Source organism: Streptomyces sp. NPDC001204, assembly GCF_053598035.1.
On the sequence record NZ_JBSFJL010000030.1, the window covers coordinates 92,707 to 114,972 of the forward strand.

Annotated in this window: 17 protein-coding genes and 7 pseudogenes; 11 read left to right on the forward strand and 13 right to left on the reverse strand. The window is 68.8% G+C overall.

The features are described from left to right. Nucleotides 1-252 precede the first annotated feature (252 nt). Together ACWC91_RS31845 and ACWC91_RS31850 are read left to right on the forward strand one after the other, a co-directional pair. Nucleotides 253-1,275, forward strand: coding sequence for an NAD(P)/FAD-dependent oxidoreductase (locus ACWC91_RS31845; protein WP_225080985.1), 1,023 nt, complete (start codon nucleotides 253-255; stop codon nucleotides 1,273-1,275). Nucleotides 1,276-1,478: 203 nt separating this feature from the next. After that, nucleotides 1,479-1,889, forward strand: a pseudogene (locus ACWC91_RS31850) (Tn3 family transposase); the annotation flags it as partial. A gap of 176 nt (nucleotides 1,890-2,065) precedes the next feature. Here ACWC91_RS31850 and ACWC91_RS31855 read toward each other — a convergent pair. Beyond that, a complete protein-coding gene (locus ACWC91_RS31855; RefSeq protein ID WP_225080986.1) occupies nucleotides 2,066-2,644 on the reverse strand; it encodes a TetR/AcrR family transcriptional regulator in 579 nt (192 codons plus the stop codon). A gap of 92 nt (nucleotides 2,645-2,736) precedes the next feature. Here ACWC91_RS31855 and ACWC91_RS31860 point away from each other — a divergent pair, with 92 nt between their 5' ends. Next, complete coding sequence (locus ACWC91_RS31860; RefSeq protein ID WP_225080987.1) at nucleotides 2,737-3,183, forward strand: DUF1772 domain-containing protein; 447 nt, start codon at nucleotides 2,737-2,739, stop codon at nucleotides 3,181-3,183. Nucleotides 3,184-3,395: 212 nt separating this feature from the next. Here the strand turns inward: ACWC91_RS31860 and ACWC91_RS31865 are convergent, their stop codons facing one another. After that, nucleotides 3,396-4,703, reverse strand: a complete 1,308-nt coding sequence (locus ACWC91_RS31865; protein WP_225080988.1) for a TIM barrel protein — start codon at nucleotides 4,701-4,703, stop codon at nucleotides 3,396-3,398. A gap of 83 nt (nucleotides 4,704-4,786) precedes the next feature. Continuing rightward, complete coding sequence (locus ACWC91_RS31870) at nucleotides 4,787-8,317, reverse strand: ThuA domain-containing protein (RefSeq protein WP_225080989.1); 3,531 nt, start codon at nucleotides 8,315-8,317, stop codon at nucleotides 4,787-4,789. 534 nt (nucleotides 8,318-8,851) lie between these two features. On the opposite strand from ACWC91_RS31870, the pseudogene ACWC91_RS31875 reads away from it, so the two are divergent. The 3 genes and pseudogenes from ACWC91_RS31875 to ACWC91_RS31885 form a co-directional block, all read left to right on the forward strand. Beyond that, nucleotides 8,852-9,171 (forward strand): annotated as a pseudogene (locus ACWC91_RS31875) (helix-turn-helix domain-containing protein); the annotation flags it as partial. Continuing rightward, nucleotides 9,168-9,401 (forward strand): annotated as a pseudogene (locus ACWC91_RS31880) (transposase family protein); the annotation flags it as partial. The pseudogenes ACWC91_RS31875 and ACWC91_RS31880, both read left to right, overlap by 4 nt. Before the next feature lie 195 nt (nucleotides 9,402-9,596). Then, nucleotides 9,597-10,172: a hypothetical protein gene (locus ACWC91_RS31885; RefSeq protein ID WP_450643549.1), complete on the forward strand. Its 576-nt coding sequence runs from the start codon at nucleotides 9,597-9,599 to the stop codon at nucleotides 10,170-10,172. Between the two features lie 254 nt (nucleotides 10,173-10,426). On the opposite strand, the gene ACWC91_RS31890 is transcribed toward ACWC91_RS31885, so the two are convergent. Continuing rightward, nucleotides 10,427-11,371, reverse strand: a complete 945-nt coding sequence (locus tag ACWC91_RS31890) for an RNA polymerase sigma factor SigF (RefSeq protein WP_141365827.1) — start codon at nucleotides 11,369-11,371, stop codon at nucleotides 10,427-10,429. Beyond that, on the reverse strand, nucleotides 11,371-11,787 hold the full coding sequence (locus tag ACWC91_RS31895) for an RNA polymerase sigma factor (RefSeq protein WP_450643550.1): 417 nt from the start codon (nucleotides 11,785-11,787) through the stop codon (nucleotides 11,371-11,373). The genes ACWC91_RS31890 and ACWC91_RS31895 overlap by 1 nt, the downstream gene beginning before the upstream one ends. Nucleotides 11,788-12,261: 474 nt before the next feature. On the opposite strand from ACWC91_RS31895, the pseudogene ACWC91_RS31900 reads away from it, so the two are divergent. Further along, nucleotides 12,262-12,516 (forward strand): annotated as a pseudogene (locus tag ACWC91_RS31900) (transposase family protein); the annotation flags it as partial. Nucleotides 12,517-12,600: 84 nt separating this feature from the next. Here ACWC91_RS31900 and ACWC91_RS31905 read toward each other — a convergent pair. Then, nucleotides 12,601-13,470 carry an SMI1/KNR4 family protein gene (locus ACWC91_RS31905; RefSeq protein WP_450643552.1) on the reverse strand — a complete coding sequence of 290 codons (870 nt, stop codon included), beginning with the start codon at nucleotides 13,468-13,470 and terminating at the stop codon, nucleotides 12,601-12,603. Nucleotides 13,471-14,209: 739 nt separating this feature from the next. Continuing rightward, nucleotides 14,210-15,196 (reverse strand): lysozyme, encoded by a 987-nt coding sequence (locus ACWC91_RS31910; RefSeq protein ID WP_225080993.1) that lies wholly within the window; start codon nucleotides 15,194-15,196, stop codon nucleotides 14,210-14,212. Nucleotides 15,197-15,747: 551 nt separating this feature from the next. Here ACWC91_RS31910 and ACWC91_RS31915 point away from each other — a divergent pair. Then, nucleotides 15,748-16,364 (forward strand): annotated as a pseudogene (locus tag ACWC91_RS31915) (hypothetical protein). Between the two features lie 733 nt (nucleotides 16,365-17,097). Then, on the forward strand, nucleotides 17,098-17,865 hold the full coding sequence (locus tag ACWC91_RS31920; protein ID WP_376506307.1) for an SDR family NAD(P)-dependent oxidoreductase: 768 nt from the start codon (nucleotides 17,098-17,100) through the stop codon (nucleotides 17,863-17,865). A 330-nt stretch (nucleotides 17,866-18,195) separates the two neighbouring features. On the opposite strand, the pseudogene ACWC91_RS31925 reads toward ACWC91_RS31920, so the two are convergent. From ACWC91_RS31925 to ACWC91_RS31935, 3 genes and pseudogenes are all read right to left on the reverse strand, one after another. Continuing rightward, a pseudogene (locus tag ACWC91_RS31925) lies at nucleotides 18,196-18,850 on the reverse strand (nucleotidyl transferase AbiEii/AbiGii toxin family protein); the annotation flags it as partial. Continuing rightward, on the reverse strand, nucleotides 18,847-19,209 hold the full coding sequence (locus ACWC91_RS31930) for a hypothetical protein (RefSeq protein ID WP_376506308.1): 363 nt from the start codon (nucleotides 19,207-19,209) through the stop codon (nucleotides 18,847-18,849). The gene ACWC91_RS31930 and the pseudogene ACWC91_RS31925, both read right to left, overlap by 4 nt. 155 nt (nucleotides 19,210-19,364) lie before the next feature. After that, nucleotides 19,365-19,712 (reverse strand): DoxX family protein, encoded by a 348-nt coding sequence (locus ACWC91_RS31935; protein WP_225080389.1) that lies wholly within the window; start codon nucleotides 19,710-19,712, stop codon nucleotides 19,365-19,367. 93 nt (nucleotides 19,713-19,805) lie between these two features. Here ACWC91_RS31935 and ACWC91_RS31940 point away from each other — a divergent pair, with 93 nt between their 5' ends. Together ACWC91_RS31940 and ACWC91_RS31945 are read left to right on the forward strand one after the other, a co-directional pair. After that, nucleotides 19,806-20,249 (forward strand): MarR family winged helix-turn-helix transcriptional regulator, encoded by a 444-nt coding sequence (locus ACWC91_RS31940; protein WP_376506313.1) that lies wholly within the window; start codon nucleotides 19,806-19,808, stop codon nucleotides 20,247-20,249. A 201-nt stretch (nucleotides 20,250-20,450) separates the two neighbouring features. Continuing rightward, nucleotides 20,451-20,594: pseudogene (locus tag ACWC91_RS31945) on the forward strand (transposase); the annotation flags it as partial. A 194-nt stretch (nucleotides 20,595-20,788) separates the two neighbouring features. Here the strand turns inward: ACWC91_RS31945 and ykgO are convergent. From ykgO to rpmG, 3 genes are read right to left on the reverse strand one after another with little or no spacing between them, the layout of a single operon-like run. After that, the gene (ykgO, locus tag ACWC91_RS31950) at nucleotides 20,789-20,911 is read right to left on the reverse strand and encodes a type B 50S ribosomal protein L36 (protein ID WP_141365801.1); all 123 of its coding nucleotides are present in this window, start codon (nucleotides 20,909-20,911) and stop codon (nucleotides 20,789-20,791) included. Then, complete coding sequence (locus ACWC91_RS31955) at nucleotides 20,908-21,222, reverse strand: type B 50S ribosomal protein L31 (protein WP_450643551.1); 315 nt, start codon at nucleotides 21,220-21,222, stop codon at nucleotides 20,908-20,910. Before ACWC91_RS31955 ends, ykgO begins: the two co-directional genes overlap by 4 nt. Before the next feature lie 41 nt (nucleotides 21,223-21,263). After that, a complete protein-coding gene (gene rpmG, locus ACWC91_RS31960) occupies nucleotides 21,264-21,428 on the reverse strand; it encodes a 50S ribosomal protein L33 (protein WP_141365795.1) in 165 nt (54 codons plus the stop codon). Between the last annotated feature and the right edge of the window lie 838 nt (nucleotides 21,429-22,266).

Below are 22,266 nucleotides of genomic sequence, written 5' to 3' on the forward strand. Positions count from 1 at the left end.
AGTGCCGTCGTGCGGCGGGTCGGCTGCTCGGGCAGGCGTTCCTGCACCGCTCCCCGGTACCGCTCGCCCAGGCCCCGATCGACCACGTCTGTTCTCGTACCGCTACGACCAGGTGTCGCCTGCGGCATCCGCCCTGGTCAGCAACCTGGTTCGCTGTCGCGGTAAACCGCGTATTTACTGCGGCGGCAGGCTGCACCACCACGGACAAGGACGCGTTTACGGGCGGACGCTGCGGACGTTAAGGTCGTGAACATGTTGAGCCCACTGGCGAGTAGGGACTTGGTCGTCGTCGGCGCCGGCATTGTCGGCGCATCGGTGGCCTATCACGCCGCCCGGGCGGGCGCCACCGTGACGTTGGTCGACGCCGGGCGGCCAGGCGCCGGCGTGACGGCGGACTCGTTCGCCTGGGTCGGAGCGTCCGGCGTGCTCAAAGGTCCGGCCACCGGGCTGCGGGCCACCGCAACGGCGGAGTACCACCGACTCGGGGCCGAGTTGCCGGGACTCCCGGTGACCTGGTCCGGCTCGCTGAGCTGGAACAGGCAGGACAGTGCGCCGGACCCCGGGCCCGGGCAGACGATCGTGGACGCGGCCACCGTGGCGACGCTCGAGCCCGCCCTTCGGCAGCCTCCAGAGTGGGCGGTCTGGGCGCCGGCAGACGGCGCTGTTGACTCGGTGGGCGTGACCGAGTGGCTGGTCGCGGGTGCTCGTACCCATGGAGCTCGGGTACATCTGAACACGCCGGTTACCGCGGTCCGCCGGGATACAGCGGGCCAGATTGCCGGGGTTGAGACGGCAGCAGGACCCCTCTCCGGTGCGACGGTGGTGCTGGCGGCCGGAGTTGCCACGGCCGCGCTCGGCGCGCCGCTCGGCGTGCGCGTCCCGGTCGAACCGTCGCCGTGCCCGCTGTTCCGGCTCCGCGCCCCGGCCGGTCTGGTCCGCACCGTGGTCAACACTGAGGACTTCGATCTTCGGCAGGTCGCCGCGGACCGGCTGATCGCCGCCGCGGACTCACCCGAACGGACCCTTGCCGCCGTCCGGTCCACTTTCCATGGCGCCGGAAGCGTCGAACTGCTCAGCACCCGACTCGGAGTGCGCCCAATGCCGGCCGACGGTGAGCCGATCGTCGGCCCGGTCGCCGAGGTCCCCGGCCTCTACTTGGCAGTGATGCACTCGGCGGTCACGCTCGCCGCGGCCGTGGGCCGCCTGGTCGCGCGGGAGTTGGTCGACGGAATCGTCGAGTCGGCTCTGTCAGGTTGCCGCCCGGATCGCTTCTAACGATCCCGATGTGGTGGGCGTGGCTGGGGGCGGGGTTTCCTCCACCCTGAGTCCCCTACCGCGTCCGAGCGAGCCGGTCCAGGCAGCACTGACCGTGCTCGTCACGGCCCCGGGCCGTGACGAGCCCTTCCGGCTCCAGCTGCCCCGCACCGACCCGCGTGGTGCGATCCTCGTCGACGCCCGCTTGGATGGGGCGTACCACGGTCGACGACACCTACCGGCGCCAGATGAACCGGCAGCTCACCGTCCAGGAGTCACGGCACAAGCTCGCCCGCGACATCTGCCACGGCAAGCGCGCACAGATCATGCAGGCATACAGGACGGGGCAAGAGGACCAACTCGGCGCGCTCGGCCTGGTCCTCAATGCCGCCGTGCTCTGGACAACGCGCTACCTCGACGCCGCAGTCGACCACCTGCGGGCCCTGCCGCCCGAGGAGCGGGAGCATGACGTCCTGGACGAGGACGTGGCCCGGGTCTCCCCGCTGAAGCACGCCAACCTCAACTGCCTGGGCCGCTACAGCTTCGCTGCCCGCCCGCCACGCGAGGGCCTGCGCCCCCTGCGTGACCCGGCGACCGTCCACCTCGACGAGGACGACGAGGGCACCGGCGAATGACGCGGCGTTAGGGCGAGTATCGGGTCGCGATCAATGAGCATCGCAGTTTCCGGGGCGGGTGCCCGCATGGGGTACGGGGCCCGGCGATCCGCGGCCGCGCCGTGTGGACGCGCGTGACCGGAAGCGTTGCCGCAGGCAGGCAGCGGCGGGGGCCCGAGGGCCCCGGCTGCGGTGTGTCAGAGCACGGCGAGCCGGTCCACCAGCAGCTCCACCCTCTGTGCGGCGTCCTCCGGCAGCAGCCGTCCCGCCCGGGTCAGGGTCGCAAGGCCGTGCAGGGACGCCCAGAACACCTCGGTGAACAGCCCCGGGTGGACGCCGTCCCCGGCGACCTCGCCCAGGCTCTCCATCAGCGCGGCGAAGGCGTCCTTCAACGGCTCCGGGGTGTCCTCCTGCGCGTACGCCAGGCCGCCGTCGAGCTGGAACAAGGCGTCGTAGACCGCCGGGTTGCGCTCGGCGAAGTCGAGGTAGGCACGGGCGAGGGCGGCGACCCGCTCGCGCGGGCTGTTCGCGGCGGACGCCGCGGCCCGCACCGCCATGGCCATCTCGGCGGCGCCCTCGAGGGCGACGGCGCCGATGATCTCGCGCTTGCCTCGGAAGTGGCTGTAGAGGACGGGCTGGCTGTATTCGATGCGCTCGGCGAGCCGGCGCGTGGTGACCGCGTCCCAGCCCTGCTGCTCGGCGAGTTCACGGGCCGTCGCCACGATGAGGCGCTCGCGGACCGCCCGGTCGCGTGCCTTGCGTTCCTGTACCGACATAACTCGAATCCTAGCACCGCTAGACAAGTAAGCGGCAGCAGCGCTAGCGTTGCCTACATCAGCTAGCAGCGCTAGATCCCGGGAGGGGCACCATGCTCAGCGCACTCGAGGTCATCACCACCGTGGTCGTCGGCCTGATGGTGGGGGTGGAGTTCTCCGTCGCCTTCGTCATGAACCCGATCTTCAACGCCCTCCCGGAGGACAGTAACCAGCAGGCCCACTCCCACGGGGGCCGGATGCTCGGCGCCGTGATGCCGTTCTGGTACATCGGCTCACTCGTCCTCGTCGCGGTCTGGGCTGTCGCGGGATGGCACCACCCCGGCACCGGCCTCGTCGTCACCGCCGCCGCGCTGCTGATCGTCAGCGTGATCATGTCGATCCTGCTGCTCGTCCCGATCAACAACCGGGGCAAGACGTGGACCCCTGACAACCGGCCCGCCGACTGGAAGAAGCAGATGAACCGCTGGGACCGCTACCACTACGTCCGCGTCGCCGTCATCATCGCCGCCTTCGCCCTGCTCGTCGCCGCCCTCACCTGAGCCCGGGGGCCGACACCACGCCGGTGGCGCACGATCCCCACTCCCCGGGCGGCAGCTGGCCACCGAAATCCCGACATCCGGGAATGCAGCTGCCGCTCAGAGCCCGCAACGGCGATCAGACAGGATTCGCCGGCACCCACCCCGCTCGCACCGCGGTCGCCACCGTGTCGCGTGGCCGTCGCGGCGCAAGCGGGACGGAGAGCTGCCGGATGTCAGCCGCGGAGTGCCGCCATGTTGGTCGCACTGATCCTGGCGAACCGCAGGGACTGCCCCGGATCCGAGCTGCCGCCCGGGGCGTTGTCCTGCTCGTAGTTCGAGTTGTAGTGCCCCTTGGCGCCGACGGACTTGTAGAAGGTCTTGTAGTCGATGTCGCTGCGGGGGTCGCCGAACGGGATGAAGTTGTAGCCGTTGCCGACACCGGGTGCCTCGCCGGTGGCGTCGCCGTCCTTGGCGTGGAACAGCTGGTACCGCTGTGGCTGCTTCGCGACCTGGGCGGCCGGGTCGAAGATGTCCTCGACGCGGTTGCCCTCCCAGTCGTAGCGCCACCGCCACTGGTGCTGGGCGACATGCGCCCAGTACACGTCCAGCTCGATGACGCACAGGGACGGGTCGGTGACGTCGAGATAGTGCTGCATGAGGCGCTTACCCGACTCTCCCCGCACCTGCGTGGGCGGAATCGGCCTACCTGTCACGCGGTCCTCGGTCACGGTGACCATGGGACCGTCCTGCAGGAAGTTGTACGCCGGCGAGTGGTTGTGGGTGTACATGTGGATGCCCGACTGCAGGCTGAGCGTGTTCAGCGCCTCCCATTTCTCGCCGGCGACGGTCCACGGCTCGATGTTGCGGTTGCCCGCGTTCGTCGGGTCGTTGCCGGTGCCCATGTAGGGCATGCCCAGGATCGCCGCGAATTCGAGCTCTGTCTGCAGCCGCTCGTAGTCCTGTGCGGCCATTGCGCCGCCGGGGCTGTTCGGGCCGTTCCACGTGTTCGGTACGAACCCGTGGTTGCCGATCGCCTCCAGACCGTACGCGTCGAGGAAGCCGCGCAGCGTACGCGCGTATGCCAGGTACGCCGCTCGCGACTGCGGTGTGGTGACGCCGCCGGGCGCCGGGTTGGGCACGTCGCCGCCGGGGTTCGCGGCGTTCTGTCCGTAGCCGGCGAACTCGATCTGCTTGAAGCCGCATTTCGCCAGGAACTCGAACAGCTCCACCCAGCCGCCGGGCAGCGGCACGAGCGGGCCGAGGTCGGTGGGGTCCTTCGGGAAGTTCGGGCCACCCAGGCGGCCCATGGTGGGTGGGACGCCGCGCGCCGCGCTCGCCGCGATGCCGACCCGCGTGGGCACGTCGCGCTGGCTGTAGGTGATCGTGCCCAGCTTGCCGCCCGGGATGAGCCGCCCGTTGGCCGCGCTCGCCCGGGCGGGCGTGAACACGGATGCGGGGCCGAGTGGGCTGAACGTCGCGGCCACCGCCGCGCCCGTGCCGACCATGAACCGGCGTCGGTTGAACTTGCTGTTGAAGGCCATTGTGGTCCCTCTTTCGAAGTGGCTGAACCAAACCAGGGCCGGGGCGCCGTGCCGATCGCACGGCGCCCGGCCGCGGGGCCGTGCTAGGGCGCGCTCACCCCTCGTCCGCCGAACTCGACCCAGTTGAGGTTGAACAGGTTGGCGCCGGTCTGACCGCCCGTGACCGACCGGAACACGAGGTAGATCTTGTGCTTGCCGCCCGGGTTGGTGATCGGGAACGTCTGGCTCTGCCACTTCGCCGTGTCACCGGTCGACGTGAGCCTCGCCGTGGTGAGAACCGGCCCGCCGACCGAGTCGAGGTGGACCTCGACTGCGGCCATCGGGCCACCCGCCGGCACCTGCGTCGACGTGCTCGCCACCCGGAACGTCAGCGAGTCGCTGTTCAGCAGGTTGAATGGTCCGTTCAAGGCGATCCAGTCGCCGCTGCCGAGGCCGCCCCTGTGCTGGCTGCCGCCGTCCGGGTCGTTCGTCGTGGCGACGTTGGTACCGGACTCCTCGAGGGCGAACTCGACCTCCTGGCGCTTTTGCCGGATCTCGTTCTGCGCGACCGTCGTCAGCGCCGGAACGCCGCCGGCACCGCCGCGATCGGTGTATGAGGCGCTGATGACGCCGAACACGTTGCCCCCGTGGGACACGTCGTCAGGGTCGGTAGGCAGCACACCCGTGCAGCCGTGGACGGTCTGCTCGGCGTGGCCGTGACTGTCGTGGCCGAGGACGAACGTCACCTCGACCCGGTTGCAGTCGATCGTCTTGTCCTCGGGGTCGGTGACCGTCACCGAGAACGGGATGCTCTCGCCGAAGGAGAACAGGCCGCCCTCGACCGGCGTACTGACGGTCACGGTGGGCGCGGTATTGCCGACCGTGATGGTCGTGTTCGCCGAGGCGGACTTGCCGCTCGAGTCGAACACCGTCAGTCTCGCGGTGTACTGCCCCGGCGTCGTGTAGGTGTACTGCGGGTCGGGGTCGACCGAGTCGACGACTCCGTCACCGTTGAAGTCCCACTCGAACCGGATCGAGTCGCCCGGGTCGGGATCCCGCGAGCCCTCGCTGGAGAACTGCACGGTCAGCGGTGCGGAGCCGTTTGTCGGCGTCGCCGCGAGCTTCGGGATCGGTGCGCGCTGGCCCTTGACGTAGTCCCACCGGTACATGCCGGCGTCGTTGTTGCTGTTGAAGAAGCCGTCGCCGTAGGTGAGCAGGTAGAAGTGACCGTTCTCGTCGAACTGCATGTCCATCGGGTTGTCGCACTCGAACGGGTTGTTCGTCTCCGGGACCCGCTTTGCAGAGAGGCCGCCGCAGTCGAGCAAGTTGTTGATCTTGAACACCCGGCCCTTCGAGTCCAGGCGGATCTCCCGCAGGGTGTCCCGGGTGAACTCGCCGAAGAAGACCGCGTTGTCGTAGTACGGCGGCAGCTTCGTCGAATCCGGGTTGTCCGGGTCGAAGCGGTACTTCGCCGCGCCGTGCGGGCCGACACCGCCGGTGCCGAGCTCGGGGAACAGTCGCGGGCAGGTGGTGGCGCCGGAGCCGTTGTAGTAGGCGAGGCACGGCGTACCGATCGGGTTGTCAGCCCGGTTCTCGGGCGTGAACGAGTACCAGATGTCCGGGTTGGTGATCGGCGGGCCGTACTCGAGGCCGGGCTCCACGGTGGGCCCGCCGGAGAGGTTCCACCTGGAGTCGTTCTGCGGCCCGCGGTCGGGGTTGTCGCACTCGAACGTCTTCGGCGGACTGTCCAGCGGCGTCGAGGTGTTGAAGTCCCAGCGGTAGTACGGCAGGTCCGTCCGGTAACACAGCGGCCAACCGTAGTTCGCCGGCTTGCGAACGATCTCGACCCGGCCGGTCCCAGCCGGCCCGCGGAAGTTCTGCGGGGTCTGCGAGTCGGGCGAGTAGTCGGTGACGTAGGCGACATCGTTCTCGTCGACCTGGATCCGGAACGGGTTCCGGAAGCCCATCGCGTAGATCTCCGGACGGGTCTTGTCCTTCCCAGCGGGGAAGAGGTTGCCCGCGGGGACCGTGTAGGCGCCGCCGAACTTGTTCTGATCGCCGGCGGCGATGGCGCCGTCCTTGACCGTGATGCGCAGGATCTTGCCGCGCAGGTCGTTGGTGTTCTGCGCCGAGCGGCGAGCGTCCACGTGCGGGGCGTTGAACTGTCCGTTCGTGGTCAGCATGTCGTTGAAGGGACTGAAGCCCCCGGAGTTGCCGCCGCCGGCCGGGGTGTCATCGCCGGTGACCATCCACAGGTTGTTGTGCTTGTCGAAATCGATGTCGCCCGCGACATGGCAGCAGGCGCCGCGGTTGACCGGAACGCGCATGATCTCCTGCTCGGACGCGACGTCGAGGTGTGCCGGCGTGTCCGCGGTGGCATCGACGAACTTGAAGCGGGAGAGCTGGAAGTACCCGACCCAGGGATCCCAGACCGCCGGCGAGTCCCCGGTGTTCGGCGCGTTCGCCTCCGGAGTCGTCTGCGTGACGATCTCGCCGGTCGACAGCTTCACGTCCTTCACCGTGGGTGGCGCGTAGTAGAGGTAGACCCAGTGGTTGGTCTTGAAGTCGTTGTCGATCCCCGGCCCGTACATGCCGTCCTCGCTGGCCTGGTAGACCGGGATCTGGGCCAGCACGGTGGTCTTGTTCGACTTGGGGTCGTGCAGCCGGACGCTGCCGCGGCGGTCGGTCTGGATGACCCGGCCGTCGGGAAAGACGTCGAAGCCGATCGGCTCGCCCAGGTTCGGCGGCGCCGCGACGGTCGTCTGCTGGTAGTTGGCCAGCACCGTCGCGCCACAGTCGGAGTACACCGGGTCGGCCTGCCCGGCCGCCCACTTGATCGCGCCACCGAGGTGCGAGCGCAGGTTGGTCTCGCCGAAGCCGGCGGCGGTGTTGCCGAGCGCGGTGTAGAACGAGCGGCCGCCCTGCCAGTCCTTGCACCAGGTGATCGGGTGGTCGTACCCCATCGTGCCGCCGCTGATGCCGGTGAGCGTCCCACCCCACGACTGCTGCTTGAAGTCGTCCTCGACGACGGTGGCGATCACATGGCTCTTGCCGCGCACGTTGGACTTGAAGTTGTACCAGGCGTCGGTTCGGGTCCAGTACTCCGGCAGGTTCTTCGACGCGTCGTGGACGCGGTCGGCGACCTTGATGGTGCCGGGCTGCACGCCGGTCCGGCCGGACGCGCGGGTGCCGAGGGCGTCGGACAGGAAGTCCCAGCCGGGCTGGGCCTCGATCGCCGAGCCGATGCCGACGAAGCCGCCGCCCGCGCGGTAGTACGCCTCGAAGGCATCCTGCTGGGCGGTGGTGAGCACGTCGCCGCTGGTGTTGAGGAAGACGACGGCGCGGTACTGCTTGAGGTGCTCCTCGTCGAACTTGCGGGCGTCGTCGGTCACCTGGACCGCGAACCGGAGTTGATCGCCGAGCTGCCTGATGGCGCCGACACCGGCGGCGGTCGCCGCTGGGTCTCCGCCCGTGGATTTCGTGAAGACCAGGACTCTGTATTGCATGCCGCGACTGCTCGGCGCGGCCGCGGCCGCCTCCGGGGCGGACGCCGATGCCAGGCCGATGAGCGCGCTGGCCACGAGCGCGAGCAGCACGCCGAACGCGGTGAGGCGGCGGCGGAGGGCTATGCGCATGGAACCTCCTCAGGGGTACGCCCGACCAACGGACCGTCGCGCGGAGACGGTCCGGCCGGGAAGGGTGCGGTATGCGCCGGTATGTCCAGAGGAAAAGGCAAACAGGTGGTCGATCGCTGCAGTGCGAGTGGGATGGAGTGACGGCAAGTCAGTCCACTACGCCGAGTTGCGCGTCAGTCGCTCACCGGGATCGCTGGTGAGCGACTGACGTGGTCCAAGTTCTTGCGCGGATCGTATAGGCGTGAATCCGCCAAAGATAGAGCCTGATACGCGAAAGTTTCAGGCAAACGACCTGAACTTCTGCTCAAACAAGCCAAAGTCTGCTGAAGGCGAGAGGAACGCCGCTGCCCAGCCGACGATCTGGCGGCACATCACCGACGTACTGGCATCAAGCCCGTCAATCCCCGCCTCCCGCCAGTACCAAGCACGCGGCGGACACCTCCGGGTACCCGCAAACACGTTGAGGACGTAGACGGGACCGCGGTCCGGCCAGTGCTCTGACCGGGAAGGTTCGCCGGGTTGGGGGGCGGTTGCAGCACCAACTCGGTGCGCTACCGACGCGCGATGATGCTGCTCGCCTCAGCCGCGGCAATCGCGTCCCGGTGATCGCCCAACTCGTGCAGGCCGACGAGGACACGGTCCGCGATGTGATCCATCGGTTCAACGAGATCGGACTGGCCCGTCTGGACCCTCGCTGGGCGGGAGGCCGCCCCCGCCGACTCAGCCCTGACGACGAGGACTTCGTCGTCCAGACGGCCATCACCCGACCGACCAAGCTCGGCGAGCCCTTCGCCCGCTGGCCCCTGCGCAAGCTCGCCGCCTACCTGCGCCGCGTCCACACCCGCGTCATCCGGCCCTGCCTGGCACCGTCCACGACGTCCGCGCGGCCCGTGCACATGGCACCGTCGGTGCCCTCGCCGAGGCCGGCCTCCGGTGCTGGGCCGACAAGGGTTATCGGGGTGCTGGCGGCACGGTCCGCATCCCTTGCTGGGGACGGGGGGAGGCCCTCTCCGCAGGCCAGCAAGCGGTGAGCCGGTCTCACGCGAAGATCCGGGCCCTCGTCGAGCAGGCCGTCCTCACTCTTCATCTGACCAGCTCAGAGTGAAGGGGAGAAGGCCCGATCACTGAGAACTTGCACGTCAGGGCCTCTCCAGCTACCGCAGCTCCACGAAAACCCCAGCTCAGAGACGCACCGCACCACAGTCGCGAGTCCTGAAACGATCACTAGACTCCCAGGTCAGCGCTTCGCTCACCCAGTGATCGTTAACAGATTTGTCAGATGCGGGTCCAGATGCCCGCGCTTCCGGAAAAGGGAAAACACATGTGGAGTGCTCAGGACGTGGCGCGGGATCAGGTCCGGCGTCAGGCGAATGGCCTGGACGTCGCCGCCGTTGCGGAAAAGGTCGCAAAGGCCGCTGTCCGTGAGCGGGAGACCGCGGAGCAGTTGAGGGGAAACGGTTCCTTCTACGAATTCGAGATGGACCGGGAGCGGTTGGCAGCCATCTGGCTGGCCAAACACGCGGAGTGGCAGCGCGTCAGGAACCTGATGACTGCGGCCGGTTGGAGCGTGTACGAGCCGGAGCAGGACGCTCAAGGCTCGGTGTGGGCTCGCGAGCGTGAGGAACGGCTTGCTGGTGCTCTTGCGGCACAGGCCGCCTCCGGGGAACGGCAGGGCGAGGAAGCGGATGAACTGCGAGCGGAGGTCCAACTGTCCGCCGCGCCCAGCCGGCTGATCCAGACGGTGGCCGGCCGGACGGGGCTGCGCCCCTCCCAGGTGCTGGCCCAGCTTGCCGAGCGGATCGTCGTGGCCGAGGACGGCACAGTGTCCGTCCCGCCCTTCACGCCGTCCTGGTGATGTCCGAAGCGAGAGCGCGGCATCAAGACCAAGGTCGTCCGCGTCGCGCTCGAAGAACTCGTGGCCAGGAGCCAACCCCAGCGCACCAAGCAGGGCACCTCGGCCTTCACACCCCCCACCTCACAGGAGCTCACGACCACCACCCAGACCGAGAAGCGCCCCGAAGACGCCGACCGCTGAAACATGGGGAGGCATTCCCCGTCACTCGCCGCCACTGCCGCCGCCTGGGGCGGCTCAAGGTCTGCTGCAGTCGCCTACTCCTCGACGAGCAGCTTCTCGCGCAGCTGCGCCAGCGTGCGGGCCAGCAGCCGGGAGACGTGCATCTGCGAGACGCCGACCTCCTGTGCGATCTGTGACTGGGTCATGTTGCCGAAGAAGCGCAGCAACAGAATCCGCTTCTCGCGCGGCGGGAGATCCTCCAGCAGCGGCTTGAGCGACTCGCGGTACTCCACCCCCTCCAATGCCTCGTCCTCGGCGCCCAGGGTGTCCGCGACCGCCGGGGACTCGTCGTCGGTGTCGGGGACGTCCAGGGACAGCGTGGAGTACGCGTTGGCGGACTCCAGGCCCTCCAGGACCTCCTCCTCGGAGATCGCCAGCTTCTCGGCGAGCTCGTGCACCGTCGGGGAACGGCCGTGCAGCTGCGAGAGCTCGGCCGTGGCCGTCGTCAGCGCCAGCCGCAGCTCCTGCAGCCGGCGGGGAACACGCACCGCCCAGCCCTTGTCCCGGAAGTGCCGCTTGATCTCGCCGACGACCGTCGGCGTCGCGTACGTCGAGAACTCCACGCCGCGGTCCGGGTCGAAGCGGTCGACCGACTTGATCAGACCGATGGTGGCGACCTGGGTCAGGTCGTCCAGCGGTTCCCCGCGGTTGCGGAAGCGGCGCGCGAGGTGCTCGACGAGTGGCAGATGCATGCGAACCAGTCGGTTGCGCAGCTCCGCGTACTCGGGACTCCCGTCCTGCAGGGTGCGCAGCTCAAGAAACAAGGCGCGTGCCCCGCTGCGGTCCTGGGAGACATGCCGGATGTGCTGGACGCTCGGTCCGTGCTGGATCGCGGGACGGCTTTTCACGCGCTGCTTGAGCCTGGCCAGTGCGGATTCGACGTCCTGGGCCGTGGCCAGGGACGAGCCCACTTCCTGTTCGCATGCGATCAGAGTCTCGCTGAGTACGGCAGCGTTGTCCTCGTCCTGACGGTCGTCCATCACTGCCTCCCCTCGCTCGTGTCGATGACGCCCAGTTCCCGCAGTTGCTCGTGTACGTCTTCCAGTGCGTGGCGTGCCCGATAAAGGTGCACGCGCGCCGTGGCGGCCTTAATTCCCATCTCCTTGGCGGCATCCCCCAGTGGCTGTCCGGCAATCGCGCAGCGGCCCATCACTTCGCGCTGCTTGTCGCTGAGTAGAACGATGCGTTCCAGCACCATGCGATAGGCCCCGCGAGCATCCACCCAGGACGCCAAGTCGATCTCCGGACTGACGTGGTCGTGCGCGTCCGTGTCGAAGTCGACCGATCCGGCTTCTTTCTGCAGTCTCAGCACTTCGCGGACCGCGGTGGTGCGCAGCCAGGCCGGCCAGGACCGTACCGGCTCGAGATGAGGGGCATGCCAGAGCGCTGCCAGCATTGCAAGAAGGCCTCTTGAACAGCGTCGTCGGCCACAGTGCGGCGCCCGCCGGAGACGAACATGGCCTGCGCCAGTAGGGGCCTGTACCACCGGCGGAACAGGGCGTCGAAGGCGTCCTCGGCGGGCGGTGACGTCATGGAAGCTCCTGGGCATCCAGGCGGACGCTCCAGGTGGTGCCGTCCTGATCATTCACCTCGACCTGGCCCCCTCGTGCGGAGAGTTCACGCACCATGACGGCCATCGCCCGGGAGCGGATGTGTTCTCTCAGCAGGTAGGCGGACGTTCGTATGAGAACGCCCGCAGCCGCGCCTGTCCCTCCGCCAACTATCAACCAAGTCCACAGTTCTGTCACGGCGTTGACCTCCTGGGGCTCGGAGATGCGGTTACCAGGAAGAGGGAATCAGCGCTAAAAACGTGTACACGTCGCCCTGCGGGAAAGTTCGGAGCGAGCCCCGGTTCGGGGCCTGTGAGGGCAACGGCATCGTCGACGCCCTCGCCGAGGCCGGCATCTCCTGCTGGGCCGACAAGGGATACCAGGGCGACGGAGGCGCGGTCCGTGTCCCCTACCGCGGCCGTTGGGAGACGCTCTCGGCAGGCCAGCAGGCCGTCAACTGATCCCCCGCAAATATCCGGGCCCTCGTCGAGCAGGCGGTCGCCGCCCTCAAGTCCTGGCTGCTCCTCCGCAAGCTCCGCTGCTCGACCACCCGCATCACGAGCCTCGTCCAGGCCACCCGCGGCGCCAGGCCGCGCCCCGGATCGCGCCGCCGACCGAATCGGCCTTCACCAAGGGCACGGTGCTGCGTGCGCCATGCGCTATTCCATCGCCGTGTCCAACTCCACGTTCCCGGAGCAGTCCATGAACCAGTGCGCGCGGAAGTCCACCGGCATCGGGATCGGGTGCTGCGGGTCGGTGAGATGACGGAACAGGTACTCCGTGGCCGTGCAGTCGAACCGATCCCCTGCTTCCGGTTCGGCTCCGGTGACGTAGACGGGCCACCGGTCCGGGTCCGGGCCCTCGGCGATCCAGTGGAACGACTGATCGTGCTCGTTGCCCATCCAGGGCACCAGTCCGCCCAAGGCCGGGAACGGCGGATGCGGCTCCCAGGGCGCCTGGCCCAGCCCCGCCGCCGACTCGGCGCTCTTGATCAGGTCGTCCGGCATGAACACGCAGTGGAAACCGTCGAGCATGCCATCGCCGAACGTCTCAACGAGCGCCTTGTAGTCGCTCGGTAGGGGCGTCCCCAGGCGGGACTCGACTGCCGCCCAGTCGACCTGGCCCGCAGTCCTCGGCACCCAGCCGGTCACGGCGACGAGCCGTTCCAGCCAGGAGGCCTCCGCGGGCAACTGCTCCGCGACCGGCATGCTGCGCAGGGCGATCACCAGGGCGGGTCCGGCATCCTCGCCTTGACCGGTCCGGCCGAAGGCGACCCACCGGTTGCTGAACGGCCAGGCATACCTCCAGTCGACCTGCCCCAACAAGGCCAGTGGCGGCAGTCGGTGGAAGCCGGCGAATGGCTCACCGTACCGGTCAGAAAGCGTCTCGACGAGGTTGCCCAGGTCAGCACGACCGGAGACGGGAAGGCAGACATGACCTGGCGCATGCCCGTGCTCACGGCAGGCTAGGTCACGAAGATCCGGCCACAGGATCTCGGCCACGGCAGTCAGAAGCTGTTCGTCGTCCATGCCCGTGAGTCAAGCACTCGCCGCCGACAGCAGAGCTCAGCGAGGGAGCGTCGTACTATCCGGCCAGCCGTCCCACCACGTGCCCTGCTCAAACTGAGGTTGGAAAAGGCTCCCTACGTTGTTCTGCGGGAGGCGGTGAGCCCTTCGCCACGTGGGCGAGCCCCGGGCTGGAGGCGGCCGCAACTCTGCTCAGCACTGCGGCTCCCACAGTGTCGGGCCAGGTGTTGAACCACCTTTCCGAGCAGGCCTCCGCTCGGGCCGCAGAGACCGTGCAGCGGCGCGTGCTGTCATGGTTCGGGCGGCGGCGTCCCCCAGTCCGGGAGACCGCTCAACCGCTGTCCGCCATACAGTTGACCGACGTCCGCACGGTCGCCGTTGTGGCGGCCCGGCGGTTGCACGTCCCCGAGGAGCAGGCTCAGATCATGGCGGACGCCATAGTCGCGGAGCCGGCCACCATGACCCAGCCCCCGGCCGGCAGCAGTGATCCGGGGGACAGTACACAGGGCGCCGGTCAGTGACCGGGCGTGGCGCCACGGGCGGCAGGTAGGGGTGCTCAGCAAACAGCCCTGCGCCTCGCGAACTAACGCCCGGGCCGGAGGTGAGATACAGCGTCAGCTCCAAGCGGATGACGCTGAGAACGTCGTCACGGTTGACGAGGTGCTCCCGGCCGGAACGAGGGAAGGCCCCTGGGCCCGTGAGGGCGGCCCGGGGCTTTCACCCTGCGTGCTCCGGGCCCGTATCAGCCGTTGGCGAGCGCCTTCACCCGGTCCAGCGCCCCGTTGAACCTGTCGTGGTCGCCGACGGTCGGGCCGGACGAGGTGTACTGCCACAGCGTGTAGTAACCCCAGCTGGCCGGCAGCGTGCCGACGGTCGAGGCGTACCGGGCGATCCACAGGGGATTCTTGGTGGCGAAGCCGCCGTAGTTGCCGGTGCACTGGGTCCACCAGCTGGTGGCCGTGTAGATCACGGCGTCCCGGCCGGTGCGGGCCTTGTAGGTCTTGAGGAAGTCGGAGATCCAGCTGACCATCGCGCTCGCCGACTTGCCGTAGCAGGTGGCGCCGTAGGGGTTCCACTCGATGTCGAGGACGCCCGGCAGGGTCTTGCCGTCGCGGGACCAGCCGCCGCCGTGGTCGACGAAGTAGTTGGCCTGCTTGGCGCCGCTGCTGGTGTCCGGGGTGGCGAAGTGGTACGCGCCGCGGATCATGCCGACGTTGTACGAGCCCTTGTACTGCTGCTTGAAGTAGGGATTCGTGTAGTACGTCCCCTCGGTGGCCTTCGTGTCCGCCCACTTCACGCCGCTGTTCCACAGCGTCGACCAGGCGACGTTGCCGTCGTAGGAGCTGACGTCGACGCCTTCGGTCTGGGCGGCCTTCCTGGTGACGGGCGTGCCGCTGCGGCCGTCGTGCGCCAGGACACCCATGCCCATGTAGGCGGAACCACGGGCAGGGGCGGCCTTGCTGGTGACGGGCGTGCCACTGCGGCCGTCGTGCGCCAGGACACCCACGCCCAAGGAGGCGGAACCACGGGCGGGGTCGGCGTTGCTGGTGGCGGGCGTGCCGCTGCGGCCGTCGTGCGGCAGGACACCCATGCCCATGGAGGCGGAGCCATGGGCGGGGGTGGTGTCGGCCGAGGAGGGTGCGGTGCAGATGACCGAGAACGCTGCGAGCAGGGCTCCCGTAACGGTCAGCCGCCCTGCGCGGGCCGTTCCGGATCTGTGCACGGGCATGACGTGCCTCCGATAAGTAGGCGGTGCTCGGTGGGAGGAAATGCGCGCATGCCCCACAGTCGCACGGAGGGAGAGCGGATCAAGGTCGACCCGCCGAGAGCGGCTCACGCGCAAGGCGTTGGAGGTCAGCCAGCTCACCGCCTTTGATGCGATCAGGGCCCGGCTCGACTCCGAGGCCCGAAGGTCACCCTCACGATGGAGCTCCCGGAGTGGGAGCCGCCGGCCTGGACTCCGCACGGCATGCCGGGCAACCGTGGCCGCCACGGCACAGCCGGCAATTCCCCCGAGACCGGGGCCAGGAGCACAGCCTGGTGCTGCAGCAGGTCCTCGTGCTGGAAAACCTCAGCGAACGGCGCGTGGAAGCGCGGTTCGTCGGCGACCTGGTCGTGTCGGACGAAGACCGGCGGTCCCGTGCCGCCGGCGTCATCGTCCTGGAGCCGGGGAGAAGAGCCGGGCGGGCTGTGTATGTAAGAACGGGAGTCGTTGACCGGCAACTGTCCGTTGTCAGCCGTCGCAGTGCTGTGTCAGCCCCACGTGCCACACTGCCGGCCATGTCAGTCGCTGATCTCACTCTCCACCGATGGCGGTCCTTCGACCAGCTCACCGCCCGCCGCACCGCCCAGGAAGCCGCCGACCATGTGGGCGGCCGGGTGGCTACGGGCCTGATCTGCAGACCCACCTCGCGCAGGTACTCAGCGCTCGCCGGAGCGTTCACCTGGCCACCGTCCTCATGGCCGTGGAGGACGAGAATCTGACTGAGCCTCCTGCTGACATGCTGGCTGTTCTCTCAGCCCGTGGCCTGCGGATGCCGAGCTCCGACGAGTGGGAACACGCTTGTGGCGCCGGGGCAGACACCCTGTTCCGGTGGGGGAACGACTGCCCCCTCGACCGCATCCCCTATGGGGATCGCACCGGCCCGCAGAACCAGCTGAACGCCTTCGGCCTGCACATCGCCTACGACACCTATCGCACGGAGCTGACGAGCGATGTCACTGCGGTCCACGGCGGCGACGGGGGCGAGTCGGTGTGCGGCGGCTACGGCCACATGCTGGCCTGGCTACCCCTGGCCACCGCCAACCGTAACCCTTCCATGGTCGAGTTCGTGTACGGACCGGACGGAGAAGACATGTACGAGAACTTCTCCACTCGACCGGTACTCACGCTCTGAGCCTTCACGTGCATAGCCTGCCGCGTGAGCCTGGTCAGGGGCCCGCCCGGCTGTTGACCAGTGAGTGAGGCGACCGACTTCCGGTCAGCCGCGCTGAATCTCAACTCCCCCGGCAGCAAACGCTGTTCCGCTCGCCGTCCCCTGTCACCTGTACTTCTTCTGTTCCGGGGCGAGCGTGGATCACATCCCGCGCGACGCAGGCGACGTACCCCTTCTGATCCATCGGGGCGTCACGCGCGCAGCGAGGTGGCCGCGAGCCCGACGGCGGTCATGGCCGTACCGACGATGACCAGTGGCTTGCCGACCCGGTGCGCCAACCGGCCGCTGACGATCCCGGCAGGCCGACCCGGTACGTACGTGCCCGGAAGAGGTGGAGGCCGACCAGCGGCCGGCGTCCGCACCGGGCCACCGCGCGCTCCCCGGTTGAGAGAGACGGGGATCCGACGCGCGGACCGCTCCCCCATTTGCGCCCGATGGCGGCTCCCGTCCGAACCCGCGGTTCACCTCACGCCCATGTGACCGCCCGCGCGTCGCCTGTCCCGGTCGCCGCCCGTGAACCGTACGGGCCAACACGTACTGCCGTCCGAGGGATGCGGCGGTTGGATCCGGCGCGGCCGGGACACCTTCCTTGCCGGAGCACACGGGATACGCCCTGCCCGAGGGGAATCGGTGCCTGCGGGCTCCGCGCCGCACGCCCATCGCTCACCCGTGTGATTGCAGGAAGGACCTTGACGTGTCTGACCCCGTCGTCCTCATCACGGGCGCGCTCACCGGTATCGGCCGCGCCACCGCCCTCGCCTACGCCCGCCAGGGCGCGAACCTCGTGGTCTGCGGCCGTCACCAGGACGCGGGTGAACAGCTTGCCGGGGAGTTGGCCGACCTCGGCGTCCAGGCCGAGTTCGTGCGGGCCGACGTGCGCTTCGACGCCGAGGTGAGGGACCTCGTCGACCGCGCGATCGCGCGGTTCGGGCGGATCGACGTCGCCTTCAACAACGCCGGCACCGAGGGAACACCTGGACCTGTCACCGAGGTGACCGACGATGCCTACCAGGCCACCTTCGACACCAACGTCAAGGGAACCCTGCTGTGCCTGAAGCACGAGTTCCGGGCCATGAGGGCACAGGGCGGCGGCAGCATCGTCAACGTCAGCTCCACCTTCGGCCTGATGGGTTATCCCGGGGCGGCCTTGTACGTCGGCAGCAAGCACGCCGTCGTCGGCATCACCAAGGCGGCCGCCCTCGAAGGCGCCGATCACGGTATCCGGGTCAACGCGGTTGCGCCCGGCTACACCCGCACCGCGATGTACGACCGGTTCACCGGAGACGACACAGCACGTGACGCGGTCGACTCGGTGCTGCCCATGCACCGGGCCGGCACCCCGGAGGAGATCGCCGCAGCCGTCCAGTTCCTGGGCTCGGACAAGGCGAGCTACGTCACCGGGCACATCCTCCTGGCCGACGGCGGCCTCATGGCAGGCGGGCCCCTGTTCCCGAGTTCGTGAACCACGCAGCCGCCGGCACCGGCTGTGGCGGCCCCGGCGACAGGCGGTGAGTCGCGGTTCAGGCCGCCTTCGAGGATCCAATCGGGTGTGCCCGACCGTTGTGATCGACGACGAGGGTGGCGCCGGGCTCCGGGCGTCGCCACGGGGCTGTCATTAGGAGGTGGCGGACAGCCAAAGTGTGGCCGGCGTGTCGCTCGTTGCCGCTCTCGCTGACCACGGGGGCACCGTCCCGTACCCGCCCAGTGGCAAGACCGTCGGGGCCAAGCTCCTCGACACCACGACCAGCGCGTGATCACGCCGACGAAAGCGGGGTGGGGCCCACTGTTGGGCGTTCTCGTCGTGGATCCGCGCCCCCAGGTCCTCCGCCCACTCCAGCGCCCACATCTTGAGCTCTTCGATCTGCCGGGAGGTGAGCCCGTACGCGGCATAGTCCTCGTCCTCGTACCAGTCCGCACCGATGAGCCGGTCACGAAGGTCCTCGAGGCTGAACTCGTCGTGGGCGCGGCGGCGGCCGAGGGATTCGAGGTCGGCGGTGGACCGGTGACGGGAGGCGGCCTGGACGTCGATGAGGTCGCGGACGGTGCCGCGCTCGGCGAGGGCTCGGACCTTGGTGCCGATCACGTCGTCGAAGGAGAGGACAGGCCCGTAGGGGGTCTGGGCAGGCGGGGGCCCAGAACGCCTCCTTGAGGACGTCGACCTCTCACTCCTCGCCGGTGTCCGGGTCGGTGACGAGGAACCGGCCACTGAGTGGGTCGGTCTGGACAAGTGTGGTGCGCCATCCGCGCGCGGTGAGGCCGGCTGTGAGGGATGCGACGGTCTCGTCCATCGGAGCGGGATTCTCGGTGGCGACATCGAGGTCGCGACTGCATCGCTCGACCAGGCCATGGGCCTGCACGGCGTATCCACCGGTGAGCACCAGAGGATAGAGGGAGTCGAGGTCGAGGATGTCGGCAAGGAGACGCTCGTGGAGCGGGGTGAGCTTCACGCGGCGGTCGCGTCGGCCGGAGCGGTGCGGGGCAACTCGGGGAAGGCGTGCTCCCAGACCTCGCGGATGTAGGGGCTGACCAAGCGACGTAGAACGGGCCACTGCTCGGCCAACAGCCGGTGGTGCAGGAAGGCCGCCAGGTCCTCCCGCAGGCCCTCGGCGAGGACGGTCCGGTAGAGCGTCATGCGGGACTTCGGGCGGTCCAGACTGTAGCTCGTCCTCCCGGGCCATACGATGTGGAGCGGCAGGTCGACGGTGCCCTCGACAGGACCGGCCAACTCCTGCAAGCGCTCGGGCAGCCGACTGCGGTAACGGTCCCGCAGCACCTCGGCGCGGGGGGCGGTGGTCGTCGCATCCATACATCCAGCATCGCTGGTGGAAGGCGGCGGCATGGCGGATACCGACCTACGGTTCGCTTCGGAGGCCGGACCGCGACCGACACTGCTGACCTCACCTGGATCGCCCCGTCGGCCGCAGCCTTCACCGCGCCGGACAGAGACCGCTGAGAACAGGGTCAGGCCGAGGCCACGCGCAGCACCAGCGCCGCCGCGGCCAGAAGCGTAAGGACCACGACCGGCGCCACGGCGTTGTCCTTCACGCGCAGGTGCGATATCACCGCGCCGACGAAGTAGAGCACCAGGCCCACGGCGGCGGCTATGCCGAGCGGCGCGACGACCAGGCCGGCGAGCAGACCGAGCGCGCCCGCCGCCTTCGCCGTCGCGAGCCAGGGCAGCCACGAGTCGGGCACGCCCACCTTGGTCATGCTGCTCACGACCTGCGGATTGCGGGTGAAGGTCAGGAAGGCGGACCCGACAGAGGCGAGCGCGAGCAGCGCGGCGACGATCACGTAACCGATGAACATGGCAACTTCTCCAACGATCTATGGGTGACAACCGTTGAAGTGTATCAATGATTTATGTCGGTCCATAATAAGCCCACTGTTACGGTGGACGGCATGGCAGCTGCGCACCCGAACGACCGCCTCGGATTCCTTCTCTCCTTCCGCGGAGAGCTCACCGGCGCGCGCATCCGCGCCGCCCTGGTCGTCGCCGGGCTGCACCCGCGCACCGCGATGACCCTGATGCACCTCGCCCCGGGCGCCACCAGCCAGCGCGAGCTGGCCATCACGATGGCGGTCGACCCCAGCCAACTGGTCGCCATCCTCAACGAGTTGGAGTCCGCCGGGCTGTGCGAGCGGCGCCGCGACCCCGCTGACCGGCGGCGCCACATCGTGGAGATCACCCCGGCCGGCCAGGAGGCGTTGGGGCAGATCGACGAGGCGGTGAGTGCGGCCGAGCGCGAGCTGTTCGGCGACCTCACGGAGGCCGAGCAGACCCTGCTGCGGGGCCTGCTCGACCGCGTCGTGGTGGATCCCGCCGCCCACGAGTGCGGCGAATAGACGGGACGAGAGCCAGGGGTCGGATCAGTCCTCGAAGGTGACAGTGGGCGCAGCCCTGCCGGCACCGATGTTGGTGACGATCTCGATCCACTCGCTGGACAGTCTCAAGGGCGTCTCCGCTCGCCGGATACGGCTGGGGGGGCCTCCCGGCCGAAGGCTGGGGGAGAGTTCACCGGCCAGATCAACCGCGCCATCATGCACGGGCACCTGTGGTCGCCCTCGTATTTCTCCGCATCGTGCGGCGGAGCACCGTTGACGATCGTCCGCCAGTACATCGAGGAGCAAAAACGTCCGCTCCAAGGTGCACGTCAGAGCAGCCTTGAGATGCGTTCATCCCCGGCATGAACGCCGGGGCTTTCTGCAAGAGTCCCGGTAGGCGCTGGTGGTCGGCGCATATCGGCTGGGGCCTCCTGGTAGCTCGAGGTTGCGATCCCAACCGAGCGGCACCAGGAGGCCCCCGCGCCGCAGTCTCCGCCGCCTGCACGTCGGCAGGCTCCCCGAGACCGCGCCCCGAAGCCGGCGGCGTCGCGCTCGAGGCCTCAGCCCTGTCGCGCCTTGAATCGGGGGTTCTTCTTGTTGACGACGAAGGTCACGCCCCGGCGGCGCACCACCTGAGCGCCCGGCTTGGCCTTCAGGGAGCGCAGGGACTTCCGCACCTTCATGACTGTCTCCTCCTCTTGCTCCGGCGCCCTTGCTGGGGCGCCGGACGGCGGTCGCCGCGGGCCGAGGCGCCGCGGCCGTAGCGCCGCTCGAAACGCTCCACCCGGCCCTCGGTGTCCACGACGCGCGAGGTGCCGGTGTAGAAGGGGTGGCTGCCCGACGAGATGTCCACGTCGATCAGCGGGTAGGTTTTGCCGTCCTCCCACTCGATCGTGCGGCTCGAGTGCGCGGTCGAACGGGTCAGAACCGCGATGTCCGCGGCACGGTCGCGGAAGACGACCGGGCGGGAGACGGGGTGGATACCTGGCCTCATGGGTCTTCCTCCTCGTGGCCGTCCCCCGGCGGCTGCTCGGCTCAGCGCTCCTCGCGGAACGGGACGTGCTTGCCGGCCACCTGGTCGTACTTGCGCAGGACGAGCCGGTCGGGGTCGTTGAGACGGTTCTTGCGGGTCACGTAGGTGACGCCGGTCCCGGCCGTCGACTTCAGCTTGACTACGGGGCGCATGGTGCTGCGTGCCATGAGGTTCTCCTTTCGCCGACACCCCAGGTGATTGTCCCGGGCATGTCAGCCACCACTTCTCCCAACAACGGAACCCTTCGCTGCATTCCCGACTCGCCACCGCCCCCTGCGGGACCGCGCCTGGGCAGAAGACGAGGCCCGGGGACACCGCCCCTTCGTCATCACGTGTCCCGCAACGCGGCAGGTCGCGTGGACATTCCCCTGAGCGGCGAAGCGCTCAGGACGGTGGAGGCAACTGAAGATGGCGCAGGTCGAAGGGTACCGGGCTGGCGGGGCGGAACATCGGTGACGCCTCACCGTCCACAGCCGACAGCACGATGCACTCACCCAGCTCGGCATGGAATGGACATGACGCTGGCGCCCTGACCTGTGGGCGGTCCTCGTCTGCCGCTCGTCTCGTCAGGTAGACCGTACGACGATGCCGTCGGCGCGCGCGACAAACTCACCCTCGCGGATGCTCGTCGCCGCGTCCAGCCGTTCTGGAAGTCCTGATAGCCCTCGACCGGTTCCTCCGTCCACTTCGAATGCCGCTCGGTGGCGCGCTTTCAGGGATCCTCGTCGGCTCGGTCTTCGGGGTGCCGCTTTTCGAGAACTCCGACGAGGGCCGAGGCGACGTGCGCGGCGAATCGGGAAATCCGTCGGCACGAACTCCGCCCAAGCGCAACTGAACCGTTCCGGGTTCGGTAGGGACTCGATCGTTTGAGAGGATCGAGTTATGGCACGTCCTTCCCAGTACCCGCTTAAGCTGCGCCGTCGTGCGGTGCGGATGGTCGCCGAGGTGCGGCCGGAGTACGACACCGAGTGGGCCGCGATGAAAGCGGTCGCCCAGAAGCTGGGC